The organism is Mucilaginibacter sp. RCC_168 (assembly GCF_041355315.1).
Lineage (GTDB): Bacteria > Bacteroidota > Bacteroidia > Sphingobacteriales > Sphingobacteriaceae > Mucilaginibacter.
On record NZ_JBFUPN010000035.1, the window covers coordinates 21,400 to 46,584 of the forward strand.

The following is a 25,185-nucleotide window of genomic DNA, read 5'->3' on the forward strand; positions in this document are numbered from 1 at the left end:
GAAAGCCTTTTATAATTGTTTATTAAAAATCACCATGTTCTTTGTTTTGGGCTTTTTGCCTTAGGCTTTTAGCTTAAATGGCGGCCGGAAAGCTCAGGTAAAAAGAGGTGCCACTGCCTATGGTTGTTTCGAACCAGATTTTGCCGTTAGCGTTTTCAATGGAGTTTTTAACAAAGGCAAGTCCCAAACCGGTGCCAGAGCTTTTGGTGGTGAAGTTAGGCTCAAATATTTTTTCACGCATGTTTTCGGGGATACCATTCCCATTATCCTTAATAGTGAGCAGTACGTTTTTGCTGGTGACCAGGTAGTTAATATCGATAACCCCTTGCCTGTCCGGCGGGGTTGCTTCAATAGCATTTTTGAGCAGGTTATTAAAACAACGCAGTAGCTGATCGCGGTCGGCATTGATCATAAATGGGGTTTCGGGAGGCTGATAGGCTATCAGAATATTATCCATTTGTTTAAAAATAGTAACCGCCTGCCCCAGCATTTCAAAAATATTGATCTGTTCAATGCGGGTATCGGGCATTTTGGCAAAGGCCGAAAACTCCGATGCAATGGACGAAAGGCTTTCGATCTGCTCTACAAACGACCGGCTAAAACGCTCAAATTTCTGATCAAACTTAGGATCTTTATCCTTCCATGATTTGTCCAGTAGCTGTAAGCCCAATTTTAAGGGTGTTAGCGGATTTTTAATTTCATGGGCCACCTGTTTGGCCATTTCGCGCCAGGCGCTCTCCCGCTCGGACTGGGCCAGGCGGTGTGCGCTGTTCTCCAGTGCCGATATCATTTTGTTATACTCAGATATCAACGCCCCAATCTCGTCATTACGTGCCCATTTAATGTGTTCGTTCTTTTTCCCGTATATGGTTTTACTTAAACTTTCCTGTATAAAGTTTAGTGGCGCAGTAATTTGCCGGGCTATAATAACCGCGAACAACCCGATAGCCAAAAACACCACCGCATACACATTGATCATTACATTGAGCAAGGAACTGATACGCTCCCGGTAATCAGCCTCGTTCGAAAAATAAGGCAGCTGAATATACGCTATGGTTTTATTTGAACTGATAATAGGCGCATAGGCCGCCTTATAACTTAAGCCTCCTATTTTTTCTTCATTTACAAACTCAGATTTTTGTAGCCTGCTCAGATAAATAAAGGCTTTGGCATTCATTCTTTTGGCAGTTAACCCATACTCATAAATTTTAGGCTGGGTGGTTACCAGCGGCACCCCGTTGGTATCAAATAAGGTAAGATCGGTTGAGTAATTATTGGCCAGCTCATTAAAGCTTACCTGGCTTTCTTCGTTAACATTATATATATATTTGTTGAACGCGCCGCTTTCAAAAGCTGTAACTATACGGGTTATCTTATCGCGGATCATTTTATCCTGCTGTGTATGGTATTGCGTGCTGATGGACACAAAGGTGATAAAACCAACCATCAGGAGGGTGATCATTACAGCAAATACCATTGAGAACTGGATCCGCGTTCGATATAATATCCTGTCGAAGTTTATTTTAAAGCCCCATTTTAGTTTATGATCATGGATGCTCCAGATCCTTGTGCGCATTCTTAACCACCTGATGGTTAAAATAATAGTGCTAAAAACCAACAGTACTACAAAAAAGAAGGTAACAGAGGTGATCCCGTTATACAATGGATTTTCCTCTTTACTTACCACAATTAAATTACGTTTGCTGGGCTTATATATTAAATGGCTGTAGCTTGTAAAGCTATCATACCACTCGGCGTTGTTACTACGGGTGGTTTTAATAATATACTTTTTAATAACGCCCTTGAACTCGGTATTATCCAATGTATAAACATAATTACCCTTTTGGCTCAGCAGTTTATTATCAATATAAAACGCGTACGAATAATCCTTAAACTCATCCTCCGGTTTTATATGCCCATCAACCAGCAGCTCCGGAAAGGTGCCAGATGGCTGCAATGGCTTTGATTTTAATTCAATTACCAGGGTACCTAATTGCTTGCCGCTGTAATTAACGGGTAAAATGGCAAAGTAATTTTGAAATCCGAACGATTCATTCTCCCGGTAAAAATAATCTGATACCTTAAATGAACTATATAAAACAAGATCCTTAAATACATTTAAAGCATAATTATCATCTGTTAAGGGTTGCTCCAGCTCATTATACTCGTGTACTTTAAATTCATATTTCGACAAATAGCCATCAAAATATAGCTTCTGGAAACGGGTTTTCAGGAAATCCTTATTATGTACAGCATTCGGGGTAAAGTATGCCATAATAGCGGTATCGGTAATGATCTGTCCTTCTATTTTTTTGAAAATATAATCGGCTGTCGCATCATCCGGCACCTCCAGTTTCTGAACAAGCGCTTTACGTGTTTCCCGTTCCTTCACACTTTCAAACTGGTTAAGTTTAATGGCCGAAATAAGGGCGCATATCAGTATAATAGCCAGGAGTGTTGTACCATTAAGCCGCCCCTTGTGAAATAAATGTCCGTAAGCCCGGATAATAACGATGATGCTCCACAAAAGATAGAACGATGTATATTCCCGGTACAAGGCGAAAACCATGGTTGTTGCAACTACCCCCAGCAACAGCAGGAATAGCTGATGTGACCTGGATACTAATAGGCGGAGACAAATAGAAAGGATGATCTCATCAACAATATAAAATATCAGGAAACTGAAACAGAGCATTATTACGCCAAGTAAACTGAAGCCCGAAAGACTGAGTACATTATTTACATTAAAACTTATTTTTGAATTGATGATGAGTCCATAAAACAAATTTAGCAGCAGTGTTGAGCTGGCAATAAGTATTAATATGCTGGCTATTACAATAAAATAGCCAACCGTTTTGGTGGGTACAACCGTAAATAGCCTCCGCCGTTGCAGATAGATAAAAGTAATCCACCAGCACATACACAGAATGTTGATACAAAAATCGCCAAGGGAGGGATATACTACACTGGAAGCATAATATATTGGGTTAAATACCGATAGTGTATAAGCAAAATCGGGCAGATTATAATGCAGGTTAATATACCTGAACAATACGATAAATGCCGCCAGCAATATAATGGATAATACCGCATAACCTTTTAAAGCAATATAACTACATATTTTGTGCATCAGAACACACAACACCATCACGGTTAATATCCAAAACGCCAGCTCATAATAAACAAAAGCATAATTAACGCTGTTAGCCTTTAGTTTTATGGAGAATAAATAACGATGGTTGCTGCTATGTACCTCATAGATGTTACTGTCGGTATAATCAGCTATTTCAATATTGTTATATTTAACCAGATCCTTATCAAATGTGTTTTGCAGATACTGATTTTCAAACGCGTAGTTGATCTTTATAGGAATAAAAAAGATAACCGAAAAATCGCCTTTGGTTTTTCTGATGGCTTCGTAGTAGCCGTTGGGTTGCCTGATAAAGGAATAGCCCTCTTTTATAGCTCCCGGATTATCCGGAATAGCCCTTATACCACTCCAAAACCGCAAATTATTATTTTTCAGTGTTATAAACAATATACGGTTATTAACCGTGACATCATTAATATCGTTAAGGGCATCCTGCTCATTATCTGGCAGATATTTTAGTAATCTGAAATTCAGCCTGTTATTGATCAGCTCATTTACATAAGCCTCCTTTTTATGCAGGTTATGTTCTAGCATAGTGCCGGCTTTTACGAGGTTGTTTACAGGTGAGTACTCTTTTTGAACAATAATGGCCGTAATTAATAAACTAAGGCCTATTAAGGTAAGCAACAAGCGTATTTTTCCTGAGATAGTCAAATTTCCTGTATATGTAAAGTTTTAAATAGTGGTTCAGGGATCGGGTTGCGAGGTTCGGGCGTTTGTAACCCGATCCGCGTACCTCGATCCCCGCACCCGCACCTCTATCTCCGCACTGTTATTGTGGTAAAATTGCGCTGCTGGTGGGCACCGCCATATCCACCTTTTTTACCAGTCCTTGCAGTACTTTGCCCGGCCCTACTTCGGTAAATGATGTTGCCCCATCTTCCAGCATATGTTTTACAGTTTGTGTCCATCTCACCGGTCCGGTAAGTTGGGCTATTAAATTTTGTTTTATGGACGCCGTATCCGTGTAAGGTTTGGCATCAATGTTTTGGTATACCGGGCAAACAGGTTCTTTGATCTCGGTAGCAACAATGGCTGCTTCGAGCTCAACTCTTGCCGATTCCATCAGCGGGGAGTGGAATGCGCCGCCAACTTTAAGTTTCAACGCCCTTTTGGCGCCCGCTGCCAGCAACTTTTCGCAGGCCTCGTCAATCCCTTCTATACTTCCTGATATTACCAACTGACCGGGACAATTATAATTAGCGGTCACCACTACAGCAGCTGCACGTTGGCAAACATCTTCTACCGTAAAATCGTCCAGGCCTAAAATAGCCGCCATTGTTGATGGCTGCAGTTCGCAGGCTTTTTGCATAGCATTGGCACGTGCGGCCACTAAACGTAATCCATCTTCAAATGATAATGCACCGGCAGCTACCAAAGCAGAGAACTCGCCCAGTGAATGACCCGCAACCATTTCCGGTTTAAATTCATCGCCCAAAACAGCAGCTAAAATAACCGAGTGTAGAAATATGGCCGGCTGGGTAACGTTGGTTTGCACCAGGTCTTCGGCTGTGCCATTAAACATCACTTCGGTGATACGGAAACCCAGTATCTCATTAGCTTTTTCAAATAATTCACGGGCTTTATCTGATTGGTCATACAGATCTTTACCCATGCCTGGAAACTGGGAGCCTTGCCCCGGAAAAATATATGCTTTCATTTTTTATTTCGGATTTCGGATGTTCGATTTTTAACTATTGTTAGTTTATAATGGTGTTAAAAAGGGCTACGCCGTTTCGGATTTATTTTATCCAGTCCCCGATCTCCTGTTTTTTTTTCTCTTGGTTCTTGATTCTTATCTCTTGCTTCTCATCCCGGGCTTAACCCAACTTAGCCGATATCAAATTTAAAAATTCTGTACGGGTTTTCTCTTTTAAAAACTCACCGGTAAATGCCGATGTGGTAGTTACCGAATTTTGTTTTTGTACCCCACGCATGCTCATGCACAAATGGCGGCATTCAATAACAACCCCTACACCAATAGGGTTCAGAGTTTCCTGTATACAATCGCGTATTTCATTAGTTAAACGTTCCTGTACCTGCAGGCGACGGGCAAAAACATCAACAATACGCGGTATTTTGCTTAGGCCCACCACATATCCGTTAGGGATATAAGCAATATGGGCTTTACCAAAAAAAGGCAGCATATGGTGTTCGCACATAGAGTATACTTCAATGTCCTTTACAATCACCATCTGGCTGTAATCTTCTTTAAACATAGCCGAGTTCAGGATTTCCTTAGCATCCAGGTCATAGCCATGAGTAAGGTACAGCATGGCCTTAGCCATGCGCTCGGGCGTTTTTAACAAACCTTCGCGCTCAGGGTTTTCGCCAATTTGCTTTAAAACGTCGAGGTAATTCCTGGATAGGTTTTGGATAAGCGTAGGGTTATAACGGTCAACCTTGGTATATCCATCCAGATCGTCATCATCATCGCGATGAGGGAGGTGCTCTTTATCTATCATCTTGTCAAATTATCCACCAAAGTATTCGGCAGAATTGTTTTCGGTTTCATACAATTTAACCGAGTGTAAAAAAACACCCTCGTAAGCTTCAATAGGCTCTTTAAGCTGGTTAAATATCTCAATACATAATAATTCTGTCGATGCCATTTTGCCTTCCATAAAAGGCACATCCTTATTGATGTTCTTATGATCAAGTTTTTCGATCACGTAATCGTTAATGATGGTTTTCAGCTCTTTCAGGTCTATCAGGTAACCTGTAGCGTGCGTAACTTCGCCTTTAACGGTTACAAACAGGTTGTAGTTATGTCCATGCCAGTTGGGGTTGGCACACTTGCCAAATACCTCAAAGTTTTTTTCAGCGCTCCATTCCTCACGGTACATCCGGTGAGCGGCATTAAAATGTTCTTTGCGCGTAATATGTATCATCATAATATTTGTGGGTGCAAATATACAAAACAAAAATAGCTGAGTTGTTTTATCTTAGCGGTCAAAAAAAACCAATACTTAGCCTCACCCTGCCCTCTCCAATGGAGAGGGTTCAAAAAAATAAAGTTAAAGGCCTCTCCCCTGGAGAGGATTTAGGTGAGGCCTGTATTATAAAAAAAACCAATATGCTCATATTAATTGTAGCAGCCACCTCTTTCGAGGTTGAACCTTTAGTAAATTGTTTTGGAAATAAACTGGATGTGTTGATAACCGGCGCAGGCATGGTACCCACCGCCTTTGCCCTTGGCCGCCAGTTTAATATGCACAAGTACGATCTGGTGATCAATCTGGGTATTGCTGGCAGCTTCGACCGCAGCATTACCCCGGGTTACGTTGTTGAAATTACCGAAGATACTTTTGCCGAAACCGGAGCCGAGGATGACCAGGAATTTATCCCCATTACCACACTGGGCTTTGGCGAAAATATGTTTAAACCTACTACCACTTTGGAGCAGGTTTGCAGCAGCCTTTACCTGGCTAAGGCAAAAGCCATTACGGTGAATACCGTGCATGGCAACGAAGAATCTATCCAAAAAATACAACGGAGATTAAACCCGCAGATAGAGACGATGGAAGGCGCCGCATTTTTTTATGCCTGCCGCCAGTTCAACACACCTTGCCTGCAGATCAGATCAGTGTCAAATTATGTAGAAAAACGTAACCGCGACAACTGGGACATACAGCTTGCCATTAAAAATCTGAATAACTTTGCCATTGAGCTGGTTACCCGGATCATTAATAATTAATTGAGGTTCGTGTTGCGGGACACGTGTTGCGGGGGCATATTAATCTGGCAACACGAACCACGCAACACGAACCACGCAACACACCTACTATGAAACTAACTCTCGGCTTTTCGCCCTGCCCTAACGATACTTTTATTTTCGACGCCCTGATACATCATAAAATTGATACCGAAGGCCTTGACTTTGAGGTGTTTTACGACGATGTGGAAACCCTGAATCAAAAAGCCTTTCGCGGTGAACTGGATGTAACCAAACTAAGCTATCATGCTTTTGCCTACGTGGCCGATAAATATGTATTGCTCGATGCCGGCAGCGCCCTCGGTTACGGTGTAGGCCCCATGCTGATATGCAACAAAAATCCTGAAAAGCTCCATTTACAACTCACCACTCGCCACTCACCACTCACTATCGGCATTCCTGGCAAATACACTACCGCCAATTTTTTGTTAGGCTACGCATTTCCCAATGCTACCAATAAGGTGGAATTAGTGTTTTCGGATATTGAAAATGCGGTGCTGGAAGGTCGTGTTGATGTGGGTTTGATCATACACGAAAACCGGTTCACGTATCAGGACAAAGGACTAAAAAAGATCCTGGACCTGGGCGATTACTGGGAAAAACAAACCGGGTGTGCCATACCTTTAGGCGGCATTGTAGCCAATCGCAACTTACCCCTTGATGTTCAGCATAAATTAAACCGGGTATTGCGCAAATCGGTAGAGTTTGCTTTCGCCAATCCAAAATCCGGACTGGAGTTTATCCGCTCGCACGCACAGGAAATGAGCGAAGAGGTAATGTACAAACACATCGAGCTTTACGTAAACAAATACTCTATTGACCTGGGCGAAGAAGGCCGGAAAGCCATCAATCTGCTTTTTGATACCGCGCTGGCCAATCAAACCATCCCGGCAATAAAAGAAGAGCTATTTTTGACTTCACTTGCACATTAAAAAGGCGAAACTTTAGTTTCACTGATAAAGGGCCTGTCAGTCTGAACTTCTCGAAGGATCGGGCGCAGAGGCTTGCCCATCATAGTTCGACAAGCTATTCACGACAGCCAAACCGATGCGTAATTGACGTTGCTTTTGACCCTTTCCCGTTAATCAAAAGTCTCCTCTTTCGGAGGACTGAGCGGCTCTCCATAATTTCCACCAGGGTATCCCCGGTGAATCGTGGTGCTCATAATGATACCCGAAAAAATAACAACTCAAAAAAGCCAGCACATGATTGCGCCGCTGGCTCCTGGCAAAATATTGATTATTATGTTCGCCTTTGTGTGGCTGATAGGTCCCAAAATAAAATAGCTGCAATGTGCTTAACAGCGATGGCACTACCCAAAACAGAATCAGGTTTGGCTGCGGTACCCAGAACTTTAAAATATTGAACAAAAGAGCCATCACCACAACTTGCCATACGGATAAATAATTGCGGATAAACCTTACATACCAGCTCCAGAAACCGCCCTCATGATAATCCGGATCATCGGCGGTATGCACGTGGTTATGGTGTTGGTGATGTTTAGTATATAACTGGGGGTACCAGAACGAGGCGTATAAAAAAGTACAAATGTACCCTGTAAGGTTATTCAATGTCCGATTAGGTGACACGGTTCCATGCATGGCGTCATGCGCGGTGATGAACAAACCCGTGTACAGGTGCATTTGAATAAGCACAAACAGGTAAACCAGGGGATTAGCAAAGCTGAAATGCCAGCGCATTAATAAAATAATGCTGACCACCCAGCTGCCAATAACGAGCATGGCAATAAATAAACCTGTATTTGAAGGGCTTTTTGGCATGATGGTTATACAACAGCAAAAAGCGTGCTGTTAAAATTGTTCGAGCGCGGCCTTTACATCCTGCATCAGCCACATGGGGGTTGATGTGGCACCGGCAATACCAATGGTCTCATTTGGCGAAAAGGTGGTTTTATCCAATTCGCTTGCTGATGATATGAAGTATGTATTGGGATTATGCTTGCGGCATACTTCAAACAATACCTTTCCGTTTGATGATTTACGGCCCGATACAAAAACGATCTTATCAAACTTGCTGGCAAATTTGGGCAGATCCTTATCCCGGTTGGATACCTGGCGACAAATAGTATCATTGGCTTTAAGGTTGTATCCCCGGGCAATCAACTCATCTTTTATACCATAAAACTTTTCCATGCTTTTGGTGGTCTGGGTATACAGGGTAATATTTTCAGGAAGCTCTACATTGTCCAATTCTGCAATATCCTGAAAAACGATGGCCTCATTATTGGTTTGCCCTTCCAGGCCAATAACTTCGGCATGTCCGTGCTTACCAAATATCAGGATCTTCTCATTAGCATCGTACGATGTTTTGATACGGTTTTGGAGTTTTAAAACCACGGGGCAGGAGGCATCTATCAGCGTAATATTATTTTCTAAAGCGATGCGGTATGTATCAGGAGCTTCGCCATGTGCACGGATAAGTACCTTTTCGTTACGCAGGTTTGCCAGTTCACTATGTTCAATAATCCGCAAACCCAGCGCTTTTAAGCGTTCAACTTCTTCGTCGTTATGCACAATATCGCCCAGGCAATACAGATAGCCATCTTCGGCCAATATTTCCTCAGCCATATCAATAGCATATACCACCCCGAAACAAAAGCCCGAATCCTGATCAATAGTAACCTTTAACTGATACTCTCCCATGGTGTTGCAAATTTACAGCAAAAAAAACGTTGATGGTAATGATTATGTGATTTCGTTAATTTTTGTTAAAACGATACGCTTTTAGCGCAAGTCTTGTGCAGCCCTCAGTTCAGCAATTCCAAGCCCATAAAAAAGATAAACTGCATAATAAGCAACACAGAAGCTACTTTACTTTGCGGCTTAAACTTAAACTGATCAAAAACAAAAAGCAGCAATGCGCTTAACCCAAACCAGCAAACATAATTTTTTAGGGGGATATGGTTATCGGTCCAATGCCAGTAATCAAAATGCATGGCCATGGGTTCTATCGATGCATCAAGCAGCACCAGGATAAGAGCGCCAACTAAAATCCGAATAATGCGGCTCTTGATACGACTTCTTTGCAACAGTACCCCGGTTGAGTAGGTGAGCAAGAACCAGTTTACACCGATCATGAGCGGTACACGGAATAGTTGGGTACCCAGCGTTTCGCCATAAGCATAGTTGCCAAACAGCCAACCTGTATGCACACCAATCAGCTCTGCCACAAAAGCAATAACGAAGATGAGCAAGCCAAAAACAAAAAACCGACCCCTTAACTGATCATGGTTGTATATAATTATAACGGTCATCAACAGCAAATGCCAGGGCACCAGTTTTAAAAATAATATATCTGTTGCCGGCAATGAGCAGCCTATTAAACCCACAGCATGAAATAATATAATGATGATAATAGATATGCGCTGTGGCCGCGAAGTGGCTCCTTTTAGTGGATTTTTCAAATCCGGCGCCCTTTCCATACCGTTGTTTTGGTGAGATATTTTTGTATGGATAGAACTGCTATAACAAGCATATTGAACATTTGTACAGGGTGCATAATAATATTGCTTACCGGGTTTTGATCTGATAACAGCGAGATCATGATGCGGCTTAGGGCTATTAAGCCCAGCATAAACAACAGCAGGGGTAAATTCAGTGTCATGATCACGATCATCGGTCCACCGATGATGAGTATGATATAAATTAAAAAGCCGATGATGCTGTAATTAAAAGCAGCCAGAAAATTTTTACTAAAGCCCTTTATGGCCTCGTTATAACTTTTATACATGCGGCATCTGATCATGCCGTTGGCCAGCAGGGCCTCGCCGTTATAGGCGTTGGCCTTAATTAAGCGCATTATCTCAACATCTTCTACCACTTTATTTTTTACCGCTTTGTGCCATTGGTGCTGGTGATATGTAAAAGCATCAAACAACATAAACTGCCCGCTTGCCGCTGCAACCGAAGCATTTTTCACCAGGTATATGAGTCGTACAGGCAACAAGTTTAATAATATAAAATGCATGAGCGGCACTACGGCCCTTTCGCCGGGGCTTTCCATTTGCTGATTGGTGAACAGGCTCAATAGGCCTAACTGATGCAGGTGCATCCGGTGTACCGCGCTATTGATCAAACCTTCTTTTACCTCTTCATCGGCATCAAGGAAAAGCAGATACTTGCCATCGGCTTGCTGAGCCAACTGATGGCAGGCGTAGTTTTTACCTATCCAGCCATCGGGCAATTTGCTCCCTTTGATTACCCGGAAACGCGAATGGTTTTCGGCGAAAGCTTCACAAACCGCATAAGTATTATCCGTTGATTCATCATCCAGTATAACCACTTCATAATTTTGATACTCCTGCTCATGGATAGACTGTAGCAACAAAAGGATATTATCTGCCTCATTACGGGCCGGTATGAGGATAGATACTCTATCCGGATAGGCCTTAGCTACCCGGTGCAGTTTGGGATTGGATATAAAATTAAACAGGGTTACTGTAAAACGCAGAATAATAAAAAAGAAGGTTATTGATATGGCAATGATCACTTTTATATATCAAATTTAGTTTGAAGAAGTTTTGAATTGCTGTAATGTTGCTGATATGCTTCTTTTAATTCAACTATTGTTTTATCAGTAAAATTTCCGGTTTCGCTTTTTAAATAAACGGTAGCAGTTGGTCTTTTGTGTTTAAAGTATTGAATAAATATTGAAGAAAAAACCAGCTGGAACTTGCCAACCGCTTTTTGCATGATTCGCAATACGCCTTTATCAAAATGAACATCCTCCACATAATTGGAAAACAGTTTCCCCTGTGGGAAGATAAGTACCAGATTTTGCGGATCATTTAAAAGTTCAGCGGCATAATTAAGCGACTCAATAATATCTTTTGATTTTTTAGTGATAGAAAATGCCCCTACAAACTTTAAATAGTTGAGTTTATGAACCGTTTCTTTCTCCACCATTACATGATACTTTTTTTTCAGCAGTTTTTCATTTAAACAATACAAAATCAATCCATCCCAAAAACTAAAGTGGTTTGCTATCAGTAATATCGATTTGCTTTTATCCACTTCAATAACATTGAACAACATTTCATGAAAATGCCGACCTACGGCCCACTTCACATAGTAATGAATGACACGGTTAAAAAATATGTTCTTCTTGTTGTAGACCATTTTTTTGATTTCGGAATTCGGATGTCCGATTTTGGATTTATATATTTAAATGTACTCGGACTTTTGTTTAGTTCATGTTCAAAATCAAAATTAAATCCGAAATCGAACATCCGAAATCCTAAATTTAATCAGTGCTCCATATTGGCCTGTTTTTTTAAGGCCTGCTGATGAAAATTATTGACGCGTTGTTTCAACTCCTCAAACGGCACCTCGCTGGCAACACCACAGTCAAAATGATGTATATAGGCCCGTGGTTTCAGGCCCTCAAAATAATCAATCAATGTACATTGATAAACTACCTGGCAGGGACCTTTGATCTGTTTGATCAATCGCTCAATACCATTTTCTACATGAATATAGGTTTCATGATTGGAGTACAATGCCCCCTGCGGAAAAATAGTGACCAGGTTTTCCGGATTGTTCAACAGTCCGGCCGAATAGGTAAGCGACTCCAGCATTTCGCGCGAGCCTTTTTTCATAGAAAAAGCGCCCAGGTATTTAAAATACCAGTGCTTCAAAAAATGATCATGCTGCATCATGATATAAAGGCGGCGCTTTAAATTATTAAAGGCGGCATAGTTGGCAAAAAAACCATCCCACCAGCTAAAGTGATTAGTAAGCAGCAATATGGAGTGCCCCGGGCGCGGCTCAAACGGCTGTATGTTGATCTCCTTAAAATTACGGCTCATCCACCAGCGCATAAAGCGGTAAAACATTCGGCTTAAAGTATCATTCTGGCGCGATGGCAACATAATTTATCGTACTAAATATTCGTCCAATGCCTTAATAACCAACCAATGACCCAGGGCCAGTTCGTGCACCTCGGCGTTATCCAGCTTTTCAATAAAAGGCATCGCTGCAGATTTGGGGAACAGTTTATCGTCCTTACCAAATATCAGCTGGCAATTTATTTTATACTGATTGATCTGAGTGGCTATTTTTTCCACATCGGGTTTCAATAAACGGATCAAATTTAAGGTATAATAAGTATCCAGTCGCTTTTGTTCGCTATCAATTTCATTATAGGCTATCTGGTACAGGTTATGATCTATCAAACCCATCCGTTTTACAGTTTTTAGTACAAAGGGAGCCAGCCACTTGCTTTTGGTTACTCGCCGAAACAGGAACTTACCCATCGGGTTGTGCAGCAAAAAATGAAACCCTTTATATACCGACAGCCCATCCGGAGCCATTAATATCACATCGTCAATTAAATGAGCATATTCTTCCAACAGTATCAAGGCCAGGTTGGCGCCAATGGAGTAACCCATCACCGAAAACCGCTGCTCGCCATAGGCTTTAAACCATTCCTGCATATATATACACACCATATTTTTGGGCATACCGGCGGTGATCTGCTCTTCTGTCCAGCCTTCCAGCTTACTGCCCCCATGAAAAAAATGATCGAATCCGTAAATATGGTATTTGGGCAGGATAGAGCGCTCGAGCACATGGAACTGCTTACCCGTCATGCCATAGCCATGAAAAGCCAGCAGCGGTTTTTCGCCGGTACCGTATTCATGAAAATGCGCTTTACCCAAACCGGGCAGATATAAAAAACCCATTTAACCCCCTAACCCCCTAAAGGGGGAATTCTTTGATCTGCAAATATGCAAATGTTTTTATTACCTGAAGCATTTCAGAAAGTTCCCCCTTTAGGGGTTAGGGGGCTCATGATCATTTGGGTAGCACCGGTATGCTCTTGTACATAACTGTATATCTTTTTGCTGGTTGTGCTGTAAAAAGCTTCGTCGGTGATCAAAGTATCTACAATACCCTTTAGTTGTGTTTCATCGCTGATACTAAAACCTGCTTTCAGCGCTATCAGCTCCCGTGCTTCATTAAACTTTAAATAATGCGGGCCAAAAATAACAGGCAGGCCAAAAGCCGCGGCTTCCAGAGTATTATGAATACCTGCCCCAAACCCACCACCAATATAAGCGATATCGCCATAGGCATATAAAGATGACAGCATACCGATGTTATCTATAACAAGAGATTTGAGATTTGAGATTTGAGATTTGAGATTCGATTGGGTATCTTTTAATTGAGAATATCTTATTGCCGAACCCTTTGGTAATAAGTTCATCAGGTTGTTTATTTTTTCCTCTCCAATTTCGTGCGGGGCAAAAATAAATTTCCAGTCGGGGTATAGTACAGGCAGGGTAGCCAGTAGTTTTTCATCTTCGGGCCAGGTGCTGCCAGCTATAAAAAGCTTTTGCCCGTTCTTAAATTCACTTATTCCGGCTATCTCTTTTGGGTTTTGCGCATTGGCCCACACACGGTCAAAACGGGTATCACCGCTCACGGTTACGTTAGTAATCCCTATGTTATTAAGCAGTTGTTTGGAGCTTTCGTCCTGCAAAAAAAAATGCGTAACAAAGCTCAACATTTTACGGTGCAAACCGCCATACCATTTAAAAAACACTTGTCCAGGTCTGAATATACCAGAGACAATATATAACGGAATATTCTGCCTGTTTAGCTCCTTAAAATAATGATACCAGTACTCATACTTGGTAAATATGGCCATAGCCGGCTTTATAGTATCAATAAAATGACGGGCATTTTTTTTGGTATCCAAAGGCAGATAGTAAACGGCATTGGCAAGGGGGGTATTCTTCCTGATCTCATAGCCCGATGGAGAAAAAAAAGTAACCACAATACTTTTGCCGGGATACTGCTCACGCATAGCTTCCAGAATTGGCCGACCTTGTTCAAATTCGCCAAGGGAGGCAAAATGGAACCAGATACTCCCGTTCAATGGCTGTATTTTTTGTTGCCGGCGCCCATTTATCCACAAGTTGGCTTTGGTGTTAAAAAACGAGGCGAACCATACAGTGAAGTAATATAATTTGATCCCAATGTTATATAAAAACATCAATTTAAGTATGAATGATTATCTTAGCCGGGCATAAAAGTAATAACAATAGTTTAATGTTCATTGGCTCACTGGTTCATTAGTTTATTGGTACCTGCCTTATATCGATGGTCTGTTGCCGCGTTCACCAATGAACCTGTGAACTAATGAACCAGTGAACCAAACAATAAAATATGTCAACTCGTAAACGGATATTAATAACCGGAGCAGCCGGCTTTCTGGGTTCGCACCTGTGCGACAGGTTCATCAAAGAAGACTACCATGTAATTGGCATGGATAACCTGATCACCGGCGATCTGCGTAATATTGAACACTTGTTTAAACTGGAGAATTTTGAGTTTTATAACCATGATGTATCCAAATTTGTACATGTTCCCGGCGAGCTGCATTACATACTGCACTTTGCTTCACCGGCAAGTCCTATTGATTATTTAAAGATCCCGATCCAGACCTTAAAGGTAGGTTCATTGGGTACACATAACTTGCTGGGGCTGGCATTGGCCAAAGGTTCCCGGATGCTGATCGCTTCAACCTCGGAAGTTTATGGCGACCCGAACGTAAACCCCCAACCCGAAGAATACTGGGGTAATGTAAACCCGGTAGGTCCAAGAGGTGTTTATGACGAGGCCAAACGTTTCCAGGAGGCCATTACCATGGCTTATCATACTTTTCATGGCCTGGAGACCCGCATTGTACGGATCTTTAATACTTATGGCCCCAGGATGCGCTTAAATGACGGGCGTGTATTACCCGCCTTTATTGGGCAGGCGCTAAGAGGCGAATCATTAACCATGTTTGGCGATGGTTCACAAACCCGCTCGTTTTGTTATGTAGACGACCTGGTTGAAGGCATTTACCGCCTGCTGCACAGTAATTACGCACAACCGGTAAACATTGGTAACCCGGATGAGATCACCATTAAACAATTTGGCGAAGAGATCATCAAGCTAACCGGAACCGATCAAAAGCTCATCAGTCTGCCTTTACCGGTTGATGATCCTAAACAACGCCGGCCGGATATTACCAAGGCTAAAGCTATTTTAGGATGGGAGCCCAAAGTATCCCGGAGCGAGGGCTTAAAGATCACCCTGGATTATTTTAAATCCCTGCCCGAAAAAGAAATAAACCACAAGGATTTTGCGTACTATAATAAACGTTAATATACACTAATTAAAATGAAGATATTAGTAACCGGCGGTTTGGGTTTTATTGGATCGCATACCGTTGTTGAATTGGTAAATGCAGGTTATGAACCTGTTATTGTTGACGACCTATCAAACTCCGACCCTAAAATACTGGACCAGATAGCCCGGATAATAGGATATAAACCTGTTTTCCACAAGCTTGACCTGAGCGATGAACAAAGCGTAAAGGAACTGGCCGTTAACGAGCCCGATATTGATGGCATTATTCATTTTGCCGCTTTTAAGGCAGTAGGCGAATCGGTACAAAAACCGCTTAAGTATTACCGTAATAATTTTTACTCCCTCATCAACTTACTGGAAGCTTATTACGGTAAACCGCTAAATTTTGTTTTTTCATCAAGCTGTACAGTTTACGGGCAGCCGGATATACTGCCTGTTACCGAGAACGCGCCGGTAAAACCTGCAGAATCGCCTTATGGCAACACCAAGCAAATAGCCGAAGAGATATTGACCGACATGGTAGCCTCCGGCAGTAACTACAAAGTAATATCATTAAGATATTTCAACCCGGTAGGCGCTCATGAAACCGCGCTTATAGGTGAATTACCTATTGGCGTACCCCAAAACCTGGTGCCTTTTATTACCCAAACCGCTATTGGTAAGCGTGAAAAACTAACCGTATTTGGCAACGATTATGATACTGCCGATGGCAGCTGTGTACGCGATTATATCCACGTAGTTGATTTGGCCAAAGCACATGTGGCAGCCTTGAAACTGGCCGAAAAGGAAAGCTTTACCGGGTATGATGTATTTAATATCGGTACCGGCAATGGCAGTACCGTATTAGAGGTGATACACGCGTTTGAACGTGCTACCGGTGTTAAATTAAATTACCAGATTGGCCCGCGCCGCCCTGGTGATGTAGAAAAAGTTTGGGGCGATGTAACCAAATCAACAAATAAGCTGGGCTGGAAGGCCGAACTGGGTATTGATACCATGATGCTGTCGGCCTGGGAATGGGAAAAATACATATCACAAAATCCGTTATAAAAACAAAATAAACACTAATTGCACGAATTTAATCGAATTTCGCCAATCAAATTGTCTGCTTAAAATGCGCCAATTAGTCAAATTCAATTAAATTCGTGCAATTAGTGTCCATTAATATTCTACCGATGAAAAAAATAATTATTACAGGTGGTGCAGGTTTTATAGGATCACATGTAGTGCGCCGTTTTGTAAAAAACTACCCCGATTATACCATTATCAATTTAGATAAACTGACTTATGCCGGTAACCTGGCTAACCTGGTAGATATTGAAAATGAACCCAATTACCGGTTTGTAAAAGGCGATATTGTTGACATAGCTTTTATTAACGAGTTATTTGCCACCGAACAACCCGATGCAGTGATACACCTGGCTGCCGAATCGCATGTTGACCGCTCAATTGTTAGTCCGCTGGAGTTTGTGATGACCAATGTAGTGGGTACCGTTAACCTGCTTAACGCGGCCCGTGAAAACTGGAAAGGACGCTATGACCAAACCCGTTTTTACCATGTTTCAACCGATGAGGTTTATGGCTCCCTGGGCGATGATGGTATGTTTACCGAAGAAACGGCATATGATCCGCATTCGCCTTATTCGGCATCAAAAGCCAGCTCAGATCACTTTGTACGTGCCTACCAGGATACTTATGGCATGAACACCGTACTATCCAATTGCTCTAACAACTATGGATCCTATCACTTTCCCGAAAAATTGATCCCTCTGGCCATTAATAATATTAAACAAAGTAAACCTGTACCGGTATACGGCAAAGGCGAAAACATACGCGACTGGCTTTGGGTAGAAGACCATGCCCGCGCCATCGACTTGATTTTCCATAAAGCAAAAGCCGGATCAACCTATAACATTGGCGGCCATAACGAATGGAAGAACATTGACCTGATCAATTTGTTATGTACCATACTCGACAAAAAGCTGAACAGGCCTGAAGGAGAATCGGCCAAACTGATCACTTTTGTAACAGACAGGGCCGGTCACGATCTAAGATATGCCATAGATGCCTCCAAACTTAAAGATGAATTAGGATGGGTACCCGGAATAACCTTTGAAGAAGGATTGGAAAAAACTGTCGACTGGTACCTGGCTAATGAAGAGTGGTTGGAAAACGTTACATCGGGCCATTATCAGCAATATTATAGCGAACAATATGCCAATCGCTAACCATACCGTACGCATAGTCACCAAAAAAATAATTAACTGCGCATAATTATGTTTGGGTTATTTAAAAAGAAGCCGGAAAAAGAAAAGAGACATACGAACTTTAACTATGACTCGATCATGGTTGATATGCACTCGCATGTATTACCCGGAATTGATGATGGTGCTAAAACGCCGGAAGACTCCATTGTCCTGGTCCGTAAGATGATGGAGCTGGGGATAAAAAAAATTATTGCTACCCCGCATATTATGGTTGATTTTTACAGGAATACCCCCGAAACCATTAATAACGCGCTCCATATATTAAAAACCGAACTGGCAAAGGAAAACATTGATATACCCGTTGAAGCAGCAGCCGAGCACTATTTTGACGAAACCTTTGAAGCCCGTGTTGAGGAACACAGACTGCTTACCATGGGCGATAATTATGCCTTATTTGAGTTCTCGTTCATTAATAAACCACCTAATGCCATATCGGTTATTCAAAAAATGAACGACAGGGGCTACAAGCCAATCCTGGCCCACCCTGAAAGATATCCTTATATGGATCTGGAACAGTTTAAAAACCTGCATGACTGGGGCTGTAATTTTCAGCTGAATACAATTTCGCTAACCGGGTATTATGGCCGCGAATCAAAAAAATTGGCCGAAAGCCTGATAGATAATGAATTGATTGATTTCATATCAAGCGACATGCACCACCCTAAACACGCCGCTGCACTAAAGGATGCCCTGCATACTACTTACATTGAGAAACTACTCTTTGATTACCCGCTGAAAAATACTTTGCTGATGTAGGGGAGTATCAAGTAGTTAGTATCAAGTATCGAGACTACTTTTCAAAGACATGATTTTTTTAAAATCTTGATACTTGATACTAACTACTTGATACCATAACCATAATTAATCTATTCATATCTCAACGCCTCTACCGGATCAAGCCTGGATGCTTTTTTTGCCGGATAATAGCCCGATATCAAACCAATAAAGGTACATAACAGCACAGCAAAAAAGAGCCATGCCCATGGCACCACAAAAGTTCCACTAATTTGAACAGCTATCAGGTTACCTATTGCCATTCCTAATAATATACCAACCGCTCCGCCTATAAGGCATATCACAATAGCTTCAATTAAAAATTGTTTGCGGATAACGGCAGGTGTTGCCCCGATAGCCTTACGTACGCCTATTTCGCGTGTACGTTCGGTAACTGATACCAGCATAATGTTCATAAGCCCAATGGCCGCCCCAATCAGGGTTATAATACCTATGGCAAAACCCGCTATAGTAATACCCATTAACTGGCCTGAGAGTTCCTTTTGAATAGAATCGCTCCGCGTAATATCAAAATTAGTATCATTGGCTATATTGAGCCCCCGGATGTTCCGGAATAACGAGGTAGCTTCACCTATGGATGCATCAAGCGCGCCTGGACTGGCAACCTTGATTGTGATAGTATAGGATACGTTACGCGCCGTATCTATCTGCTTAGCTTTCAATATCGGTATAATACAGAATTTATCGCCCCCAAATGAACTGGAGCCTTTTGATGCAATTACGCCAACTATACGGTACTTATTATTGCCTATAAAGAGCGACTTATTAATAGGATCTTCTTTTTTAAAAAGTTTTGATTTGATCTCATCCCCGATAAGCACCACATTAGCCCCGTGCTCCAGTTCGGATGATGAAAAATTACGACCAAAGGATAGTTTTTTGCCAGCAGTGATCAGATAATTTTCATTGGATCCTGAAATAGAAATATTAGGATTTGTTTTTTGATTGCCATACTTAGCCACTGCCGTACCGGTAACATCCAGATTTATGGCGGTTAAAACCGGTAATTTAAACGTTTTTTTAAAGCGTTCGGCCTGGTCGTAAGTAACTGCCGGATAAGCTTTATGGTTCCCGCCATTGCCAAAGTTTAGTCCCTGGCCACGATTTTGGATGGTGAATGAATTGGCGCCCAGATCGGCAAAAGCATCATTGGTAAACTGCCGTATCCCCTCAATAGCGGTTAAAATACCTACCAGGGCCATAATACCTATAGCTATAATTAACGAGGTTAATGAGGTACGCAGCCTGTTGCCGGCTATAGATTGTAATGCAATAGAGACATTTTCTTTGTAGGACGTTTTTACCGGCATGGTATAAAAATAAAAAAACTTTGCGGTTTGACTGTGCACCGCATCATTTTGTTACAGCAAACACAACCGTTATAATAAATAAAATCGTGTTTTAATATTAAGAAAAAGCTATAAACACAAAGGGCAGCTCATAAGCTGCCCTTTTATTATAATATCTTAAACCTGTAGTTTATACCGAAAACGAAGTACCACAGCCACAGGTGCTGGCCGCATTGGGATTATTAAAGGTAAATCCGCGGGCATTTAAGCCGTCCTGAAAATCAATTTGCATACCTGCCAGATACAAGCCATGGGCTTTATGCATAAATACTCTTATACCATCAATATCATATTCCTGGTCGCCATCCTTTTTCTGATCAAAGCCCAGCACATAGTTCATGCCCGAGCAGCCACCACCTTCAACACCAACACGCAGGCCAAAATCGTCGCCTATCTCTTGCTGATCTTTCAATTTAAAAAGTTCTTTAACGGCTCCCGGAGTAAAGGTTACCGGTGCAATTTCAACAGCAGTACTCATCTTATTTTTATTTAACTATACAAATATAATGTAAAATGTAGATTTTTGTTGCAACCGGTATTTTATGACCTCAGTTTAACATTTTATAAACATGCAAACACTACCCTATTTACTTGATATTTTAAAATATACCGTTGCCGGCATTGGGGTAGTGTGGGTGGCGTTGTACTTGTTTAAACCTTATCTGGATAAAGCAGAACAAATACAGGTGCTTGAATTAAAAAGGGCCGTTAGCAGCCAAACGCTGCCTTTGCGTTTGCAGGCATACGAGCGTGTCATTTTATTTATTGAAAGGATTAACCCTGCCAGCATGCTTATCCGCCTTAATGCTTCTGGCCTGTCGGCGGCCGAATTACATATGATGGTTGTTACTGAGATCAGGAATGAATTTCAGCATAATGTTACGCAACAGATTTATGTAAGCGTACGCGTATGGAATGTGGTGAAAAGGGTAAAAGACGACACCCTGACCCTGATGAACAATACCATGAAAGCCCTGCCTGCAGATGCTTCGGGTACCGAGATGAGTAAAACCATATTGATCCATTTAAGTAAGCAGGAGCAGGATCCGTATGAAATAGCCACCGGCCTGGTACGGCAGGATATAGAAGAATTATTTTAACCTCATGGCCGAAAAAAAGTTCACCACCACGTCGGGTATCGAAATTAAGGAAGTTTATACCCAGCCATCCACAATGGATGAACTGCCTGGTGAGTTTCCGTTCACCCGCGGCATACAAAAAGACATGTATCGGGGCAAGGCCTGGACCATGCGCCAATACGCAGGCTTCTCTACTGCCGAAGAATCAAACAAACGATACCACTACCTGCTGGGTCAGGGCACAACCGGGCTTTCCGTAGCGTTTGACCTGCCCACCCAGATTGGGTACGACTCTGATCATGAACTTGCCGAGGGCGAAGTGGGTAAGGTAGGCGTAGCCATTGATTCTTTAAAAGACATTGAGATCCTGTTTAATGGTATAACCCTCAAGGATATTACCACCTCCATGACCATCAATGCCACGGCACCCATTTTACTGGCCATGTACATAGCCCTGGCTAAAAAACAGGGAGCCGACCTAAAGCAGATCTCCGGAACTATACAAAACGATATATTAAAGGAATACGCCGCACGCGGTACCTATATATACCCACCCGCGCCATCCATGCGACTCATTACCGACGTGTTTGAATACTGCAGTAAAGAGGTGCCTAAGTGGAACACCATATCCATATCCGGCTATCACATCCGCGAAGCCGGTTCAACTGCTGTGCAGGAGCTGGCCTTTACCCTGGCTAATGGCAAAGCCTATTTAAAAGCAGCCCTGGACAAGGGATTAGATATTAATGTATTTGCCAAACGTTTATCTTTCTTTTTTAATTGCCACAATAATTTTTTTGAGGAGATAGCCAAGTTCAGAGCAGCTCGGCGTATGTGGGCACATATCACCAAACAACTGGGCGCCACAGATGCCGGCGCGCAAAAGTTACGCTTCCACACCCAAACAGGCGGATCCACCTTAACCGCGCAGCAACCCTTGAATAATATTATTAGAGTTAGCAACCAGGCTTTGGCTGCGGTATTGGGCGGCACCCAATCCTTACATACTAATGGATACGATGAGGCCCTATCCTTACCTACAGAAGCTGCGGCCAAAATAGCGTTGCGTACCCAGCAGATCATTGCTTTTGAAAGCGGTGTTACCGATACGGTCGACCCATTGGCTGGCTCTTATTTTATAGAGACACTGACCAACGAAGTAGAAGCCGCTGCACAATTATACATTGACAAGATAGATGCTATGGGCGGCGCTGTAAAGGCTATTGAACAGGATTATATCCAGCAGGAGATAGCCGCATCCGCCTACCAGTATCAAAACGATATTGAAAGCGGCGAAAAAGTATTGGTTGGTGTAAACCGCTTTACCCAGCAGGAGGCCGCCGAGCTGAATGTTTTCAGGGTGGATGACAGTATCCGTAAGATGCAAACGGAAAAATTATCAACATTAAAAAGCAGCAGAGATAACCAGGCGGTAGCTACCAGTTTACAGGAATTGAAGGAAGCAGCCCAAGGCAGAGGAAATTTAATGCCCTTTATCCTCACTGCTGTAGAGTGTTATGCCACACTCGGGGAAATTGCTGACACTCTGCGCCACGTTTTTGGCGAATATTAACACAATGTGTAAATTTTTACAGACACACGATATAGCCCAATGTTGATAAATAAATCCTGTACCTTATTTTATTTAGCAGTATACCAGAACATTATTTTTTAACTGTAGCGTTAATGTTAAATTGGCTCAACTATTGTGGCGTGCAACCGTATAAAAAATAATTATCCCCCTGGTAATTATCCTGATTTTTTATTAAATTAATCGGTTCATATTAATTGGGACTAACGGAAATATAATTGCAATTTTTGCTGTTAAAATCAATATTTAATGAGTTTTTTTCATTAAAAAGCTGATTATCATGCCAGAAATTTATTTGCCAAAAAAGTGAAAATTTAATTTTTTTATAAGCTTTTTTTGGCAATATTCGATGTTCCGTAGCAGGCCCAAAAATTGTTTCGCTGGGGGTTGGAAATCAATATATTACTAATATCTATATGGAAAAAACCTGTACTACTGTTTGGAATAGCTGCCTCCAGATCATCAAAGATAACATACCAGCACAAAGCTTTAAAACTTGGTTTGAGCCAATAAAAGCTTTACGCATGGAAGGAAGCGTTCTGACGATACAGGTACCAAGTTTATTCTTTTACGAGTGGCTCGAGGAGCACTATGTAGGTTTACTGCGCAAAACAATCAAAAAACAATTAGGCGACGAAGGGCGTTTAGAGTATAATATAGTTGTTGAGCAATCATCAAGTAAACCATACACCACTAATATGCCTTCGAACGGAAATGGTGCCGAGTCCAAAAATCAGTCAATGCCGATCCCAATCTCGATCAATAAGGACATTAAAAACCCTTTTGTGATCCCAGGTTTGAAAAAATTAAATGTTGATCCGCAGCTAAACAGGAATTACACCTTTGAAAACTTTGTTGAAGGTGATTGCAACCGTTTAGCCCGCTCTGCCGGTTATGCCGTTGCTGCAAAACCAGGCGGTACTTCTTTTAATCCTTTAATGATATATGGCGGTGTTGGTTTAGGTAAAACCCACCTGGCCCAGGCCATTGGTAACGAAATAAAGCGCTCATTGCCCGATAAACTGGTACTTTATGTATCGTGCGAAAAATTCACCCAACAATTTGTTGACGCGCTTAAACACAATAACATTAACGATTTTGTGAATTTTTACCAGGCTATTGATGTACTGATCATGGATGATGTACACAACTTTGCCGGTAAAGAAAAAACACAGGATTTCTTCTTCCACATCTTTAATCATTTACATCAATCGGGTAAGCAACTGATCATTACATCAGATAAAGCGCCGAAGGACCTTGCAGGTTTAGAGGAGCGTTTGCTATCGAGATTTAAGTGGGGCCTGTCTGCCGATCTGCAGATCCCTGATCTGGAAACCCGCATGGCTATCCTCAAAAACAAGATCTATCAGGATGGCATTGAGCTTTCAAATGATGTAATTGAGTATGTAGCGCATAACATTGATAACAATGTGCGTGAGCTGGAAGGCGCTATGGTATCCCTATTGGCTCAGTCAACGCTGAACCGCAAGGAGATCGACCTGAACCTGGCTAAGCAAATGCTCAAGAACTTTGTAAAAAACTCATCTAAAGAAATTTCGATGGAGTATATCCAAAGCCTGGTTTGCGAGTATTTTGAAGTGCCTATTGAAATGGTAAAATCACAAACCCGCAAACGCGAAATTGTACAGGCCCGTCAAATATCCATGTACCTGGCCAAAGCCCACACCAAAAGTTCATTAAAATCAATCGGTCACTTCTTTGGCGGCCGCGACCACTCTACCGTAATATACGCCTGCCAAACCGTTGAGGACCTTATTGATACCGATAAGAAATTTAAAGGTTATGTTGCCGACATTCAAAAGAAACTTAAAATGTCGTAACTGACCTATTATCATATTACTATGGGCCCTGCATATTATTTATGCAGGGCTTTTTTATGTTGGTTGCTTTTTGATATCGGCCGGAGGCCGGGTAATAGTTGCCACTCGGCTGGAGCCGAGCGGCGGCGGGTGGGTACACATTAAAAAATCGTCAAACAGTCGCTCGGCTCCAGCCCACAGGTGTTGGGAAGACGAATGGATAACCTTAACTTTAGGGGTATATGCGAGTACCC

23 protein-coding genes are annotated in these 25,185 nt (G+C 42.0%); 9 read left to right on the forward strand and 14 right to left on the reverse strand.

Annotation, left to right across the window (positions count from 1 at the left end):
* Positions 1-73: 73 nt before the first annotated feature.
* The 4 genes from AB6735_RS25885 to AB6735_RS25900 form a co-directional block, all read right to left on the reverse strand.
* Positions 74-3,685, reverse strand: coding sequence for an ATP-binding protein (locus tag AB6735_RS25885; protein ID WP_370999095.1), 3,612 nt, complete (start codon positions 3,683-3,685; stop codon positions 74-76).
* A gap of 238 nt (positions 3,686-3,923) precedes the next feature.
* On the reverse strand, positions 3,924-4,811 hold the full coding sequence (gene fabD, locus AB6735_RS25890) for an ACP S-malonyltransferase (RefSeq protein ID WP_370999096.1): 888 nt from the start codon (positions 4,809-4,811) through the stop codon (positions 3,924-3,926).
* 160 nt (positions 4,812-4,971) lie between these two features.
* Entirely contained in the window at positions 4,972-5,616 is a 645-nt protein-coding gene (gene folE, locus AB6735_RS25895) for a GTP cyclohydrolase I FolE (RefSeq protein ID WP_370999097.1), read from the reverse strand.
* Between the two features lie 9 nt (positions 5,617-5,625).
* The gene (locus AB6735_RS25900) at positions 5,626-6,042 is read right to left on the reverse strand and encodes a 6-pyruvoyl tetrahydropterin synthase family protein (RefSeq protein WP_370999115.1); all 417 of its coding nucleotides are present in this window, start codon (positions 6,040-6,042) and stop codon (positions 5,626-5,628) included.
* Positions 6,043-6,227: 185 nt separating this feature from the next.
* Here AB6735_RS25900 and mqnB point away from each other — a divergent pair, with 185 nt between their 5' ends.
* Positions 6,228-6,848 (forward strand): futalosine hydrolase, encoded by a 621-nt coding sequence (gene mqnB / locus AB6735_RS25905; RefSeq protein ID WP_370999098.1) that lies wholly within the window; start codon positions 6,228-6,230, stop codon positions 6,846-6,848.
* Between the two features lie 89 nt (positions 6,849-6,937).
* The gene (locus AB6735_RS25910; protein WP_370999099.1) at positions 6,938-7,798 is read left to right on the forward strand and encodes a menaquinone biosynthesis family protein; all 861 of its coding nucleotides are present in this window, start codon (positions 6,938-6,940) and stop codon (positions 7,796-7,798) included.
* 153 nt (positions 7,799-7,951) lie between these two features.
* On the opposite strand, the gene AB6735_RS25915 is transcribed toward AB6735_RS25910, so the two are convergent.
* The 8 genes from AB6735_RS25915 to AB6735_RS25950 all read right to left on the reverse strand — a co-directional run bounded on the left by AB6735_RS25915 (position 7,952) and on the right by AB6735_RS25950 (position 14,885).
* Positions 7,952-8,647: a fatty acid desaturase gene (locus tag AB6735_RS25915; RefSeq protein ID WP_370999100.1), complete on the reverse strand. Its 696-nt coding sequence runs from the start codon at positions 8,645-8,647 to the stop codon at positions 7,952-7,954.
* 30 nt (positions 8,648-8,677) lie between these two features.
* A complete protein-coding gene (locus tag AB6735_RS25920) occupies positions 8,678-9,529 on the reverse strand; it encodes a 4-hydroxy-3-methylbut-2-enyl diphosphate reductase (RefSeq protein WP_370999101.1) in 852 nt (283 codons plus the stop codon).
* Positions 9,530-9,633: 104 nt separating this feature from the next.
* Positions 9,634-10,308 (reverse strand): carotenoid biosynthesis protein, encoded by a 675-nt coding sequence (locus AB6735_RS25925; protein WP_370999102.1) that lies wholly within the window; start codon positions 10,306-10,308, stop codon positions 9,634-9,636.
* Positions 10,287-11,375 carry a glycosyltransferase family 2 protein gene (locus AB6735_RS25930; RefSeq protein ID WP_370999103.1) on the reverse strand — a complete coding sequence of 363 codons (1,089 nt, stop codon included), beginning with the start codon at positions 11,373-11,375 and terminating at the stop codon, positions 10,287-10,289. Before AB6735_RS25930 ends, AB6735_RS25925 begins: the two co-directional genes overlap by 22 nt.
* Positions 11,376-11,377: 2 nt before the next feature.
* Positions 11,378-12,004 (reverse strand): 1-acyl-sn-glycerol-3-phosphate acyltransferase, encoded by a 627-nt coding sequence (locus AB6735_RS25935; protein WP_370999104.1) that lies wholly within the window; start codon positions 12,002-12,004, stop codon positions 11,378-11,380.
* A 128-nt stretch (positions 12,005-12,132) separates the two neighbouring features.
* Positions 12,133-12,756 carry a lysophospholipid acyltransferase family protein gene (locus tag AB6735_RS25940; protein ID WP_370999105.1) on the reverse strand — a complete coding sequence of 208 codons (624 nt, stop codon included), beginning with the start codon at positions 12,754-12,756 and terminating at the stop codon, positions 12,133-12,135.
* 3 nt (positions 12,757-12,759) lie between these two features.
* A complete protein-coding gene (locus tag AB6735_RS25945) occupies positions 12,760-13,569 on the reverse strand; it encodes an alpha/beta fold hydrolase (protein ID WP_370999106.1) in 810 nt (269 codons plus the stop codon).
* Positions 13,570-13,643: 74 nt separating this feature from the next.
* Positions 13,644-14,885 (reverse strand): 3-deoxy-D-manno-octulosonic acid transferase, encoded by a 1,242-nt coding sequence (locus AB6735_RS25950; protein WP_370999107.1) that lies wholly within the window; start codon positions 14,883-14,885, stop codon positions 13,644-13,646.
* A 173-nt stretch (positions 14,886-15,058) separates the two neighbouring features.
* On the opposite strand from AB6735_RS25950, the gene AB6735_RS25955 reads away from it, so the two are divergent.
* The 4 genes from AB6735_RS25955 (at position 15,059) to AB6735_RS25970 (ending at position 19,053) form a co-directional block, all read left to right on the forward strand.
* The gene (locus AB6735_RS25955) at positions 15,059-16,045 is read left to right on the forward strand and encodes a UDP-glucuronic acid decarboxylase family protein (RefSeq protein ID WP_370999108.1); all 987 of its coding nucleotides are present in this window, start codon (positions 15,059-15,061) and stop codon (positions 16,043-16,045) included.
* 15 nt (positions 16,046-16,060) lie between these two features.
* Positions 16,061-17,080 carry a UDP-glucose 4-epimerase GalE gene (gene galE / locus AB6735_RS25960; RefSeq protein WP_370999109.1) on the forward strand — a complete coding sequence of 340 codons (1,020 nt, stop codon included), beginning with the start codon at positions 16,061-16,063 and terminating at the stop codon, positions 17,078-17,080.
* Positions 17,081-17,205: 125 nt separating this feature from the next.
* Positions 17,206-18,258, forward strand: coding sequence for a dTDP-glucose 4,6-dehydratase (gene rfbB / locus AB6735_RS25965; RefSeq protein WP_370999110.1), 1,053 nt, complete (start codon positions 17,206-17,208; stop codon positions 18,256-18,258).
* 48 nt (positions 18,259-18,306) lie between these two features.
* Entirely contained in the window at positions 18,307-19,053 is a 747-nt protein-coding gene (locus AB6735_RS25970; protein WP_370999111.1) for a tyrosine-protein phosphatase, read from the forward strand.
* A 110-nt stretch (positions 19,054-19,163) separates the two neighbouring features.
* Here AB6735_RS25970 and AB6735_RS25975 read toward each other — a convergent pair whose 3' ends face one another.
* Together AB6735_RS25975 and AB6735_RS25980 are read right to left on the reverse strand one after the other, a co-directional pair.
* Positions 19,164-20,402, reverse strand: coding sequence for an ABC transporter permease (locus tag AB6735_RS25975; protein WP_370999112.1), 1,239 nt, complete (start codon positions 20,400-20,402; stop codon positions 19,164-19,166).
* A gap of 169 nt (positions 20,403-20,571) precedes the next feature.
* Complete coding sequence (locus tag AB6735_RS25980) at positions 20,572-20,919, reverse strand: iron-sulfur cluster assembly accessory protein (protein WP_166092793.1); 348 nt, start codon at positions 20,917-20,919, stop codon at positions 20,572-20,574.
* A gap of 91 nt (positions 20,920-21,010) precedes the next feature.
* Here AB6735_RS25980 and AB6735_RS25985 point away from each other — a divergent pair, with 91 nt between their 5' ends.
* The 3 genes from AB6735_RS25985 (at position 21,011) to dnaA (ending at position 24,952) form a co-directional block, all read left to right on the forward strand.
* A complete protein-coding gene (locus AB6735_RS25985) occupies positions 21,011-21,541 on the forward strand; it encodes a hypothetical protein (RefSeq protein ID WP_370999113.1) in 531 nt (176 codons plus the stop codon).
* Between the two features lie 4 nt (positions 21,542-21,545).
* Positions 21,546-23,093 carry a methylmalonyl-CoA mutase gene (locus AB6735_RS25990; protein ID WP_370999114.1) on the forward strand — a complete coding sequence of 516 codons (1,548 nt, stop codon included), beginning with the start codon at positions 21,546-21,548 and terminating at the stop codon, positions 23,091-23,093.
* Between the two features lie 434 nt (positions 23,094-23,527).
* Positions 23,528-24,952 (forward strand): chromosomal replication initiator protein DnaA, encoded by a 1,425-nt coding sequence (gene dnaA / locus AB6735_RS25995; protein WP_076371801.1) that lies wholly within the window; start codon positions 23,528-23,530, stop codon positions 24,950-24,952.
* The last annotated feature ends 233 nt before the right edge of the window (positions 24,953-25,185 follow it).

Coding starts and splice junctions, on each gene's coding strand:
- AB6735_RS25955 (WP_370999108.1), top strand. CDS start 15,059: ATGTCAACTCGTAAACGGATATTAATAACCGGAGCAGCCGGCTTTCTG.
- AB6735_RS25950 (WP_370999107.1), bottom strand. CDS start 14,885: ATGTTTTTATATAACATTGGGATCAAATTATATTACTTCACTGTATGG.
- AB6735_RS25970 (WP_370999111.1), top strand. CDS start 18,307: ATGTTTGGGTTATTTAAAAAGAAGCCGGAAAAAGAAAAGAGACATACG.
- rfbB (WP_370999110.1), top strand. CDS start 17,206: ATGAAAAAAATAATTATTACAGGTGGTGCAGGTTTTATAGGATCACAT.
- AB6735_RS25925 (WP_370999102.1), bottom strand. CDS start 10,308: ATGGAAAGGGCGCCGGATTTGAAAAATCCACTAAAAGGAGCCACTTCG.
- AB6735_RS25980 (WP_166092793.1), bottom strand. CDS start 20,919: ATGAGTACTGCTGTTGAAATTGCACCGGTAACCTTTACTCCGGGAGCC.
- AB6735_RS25975 (WP_370999112.1), bottom strand. CDS start 20,402: ATGCCGGTAAAAACGTCCTACAAAGAAAATGTCTCTATTGCATTACAA.
- dnaA (WP_076371801.1), top strand. CDS start 23,528: ATGGAAAAAACCTGTACTACTGTTTGGAATAGCTGCCTCCAGATCATC.
- folE (WP_370999097.1), bottom strand. CDS start 5,616: ATGATAGATAAAGAGCACCTCCCTCATCGCGATGATGATGACGATCTG.
- AB6735_RS25910 (WP_370999099.1), top strand. CDS start 6,938: ATGAAACTAACTCTCGGCTTTTCGCCCTGCCCTAACGATACTTTTATT.
- galE (WP_370999109.1), top strand. CDS start 16,061: ATGAAGATATTAGTAACCGGCGGTTTGGGTTTTATTGGATCGCATACC.
- AB6735_RS25885 (WP_370999095.1), bottom strand. CDS start 3,685: ATGCTAGAACATAACCTGCATAAAAAGGAGGCTTATGTAAATGAGCTG.
- AB6735_RS25920 (WP_370999101.1), bottom strand. CDS start 9,529: ATGGGAGAGTATCAGTTAAAGGTTACTATTGATCAGGATTCGGGCTTT.
- mqnB (WP_370999098.1), top strand. CDS start 6,228: ATGCTCATATTAATTGTAGCAGCCACCTCTTTCGAGGTTGAACCTTTA.
- AB6735_RS25945 (WP_370999106.1), bottom strand. CDS start 13,569: ATGGGTTTTTTATATCTGCCCGGTTTGGGTAAAGCGCATTTTCATGAA.
- AB6735_RS25935 (WP_370999104.1), bottom strand. CDS start 12,004: ATGGTCTACAACAAGAAGAACATATTTTTTAACCGTGTCATTCATTAC.
- fabD (WP_370999096.1), bottom strand. CDS start 4,811: ATGAAAGCATATATTTTTCCGGGGCAAGGCTCCCAGTTTCCAGGCATG.
- AB6735_RS25900 (WP_370999115.1), bottom strand. CDS start 6,042: ATGATACATATTACGCGCAAAGAACATTTTAATGCCGCTCACCGGATG.
- AB6735_RS25940 (WP_370999105.1), bottom strand. CDS start 12,756: ATGTTGCCATCGCGCCAGAATGATACTTTAAGCCGAATGTTTTACCGC.
- AB6735_RS25985 (WP_370999113.1), top strand. CDS start 21,011: ATGCAAACACTACCCTATTTACTTGATATTTTAAAATATACCGTTGCC.
- AB6735_RS25990 (WP_370999114.1), top strand. CDS start 21,546: ATGGCCGAAAAAAAGTTCACCACCACGTCGGGTATCGAAATTAAGGAA.
- AB6735_RS25915 (WP_370999100.1), bottom strand. CDS start 8,647: ATGCCAAAAAGCCCTTCAAATACAGGTTTATTTATTGCCATGCTCGTT.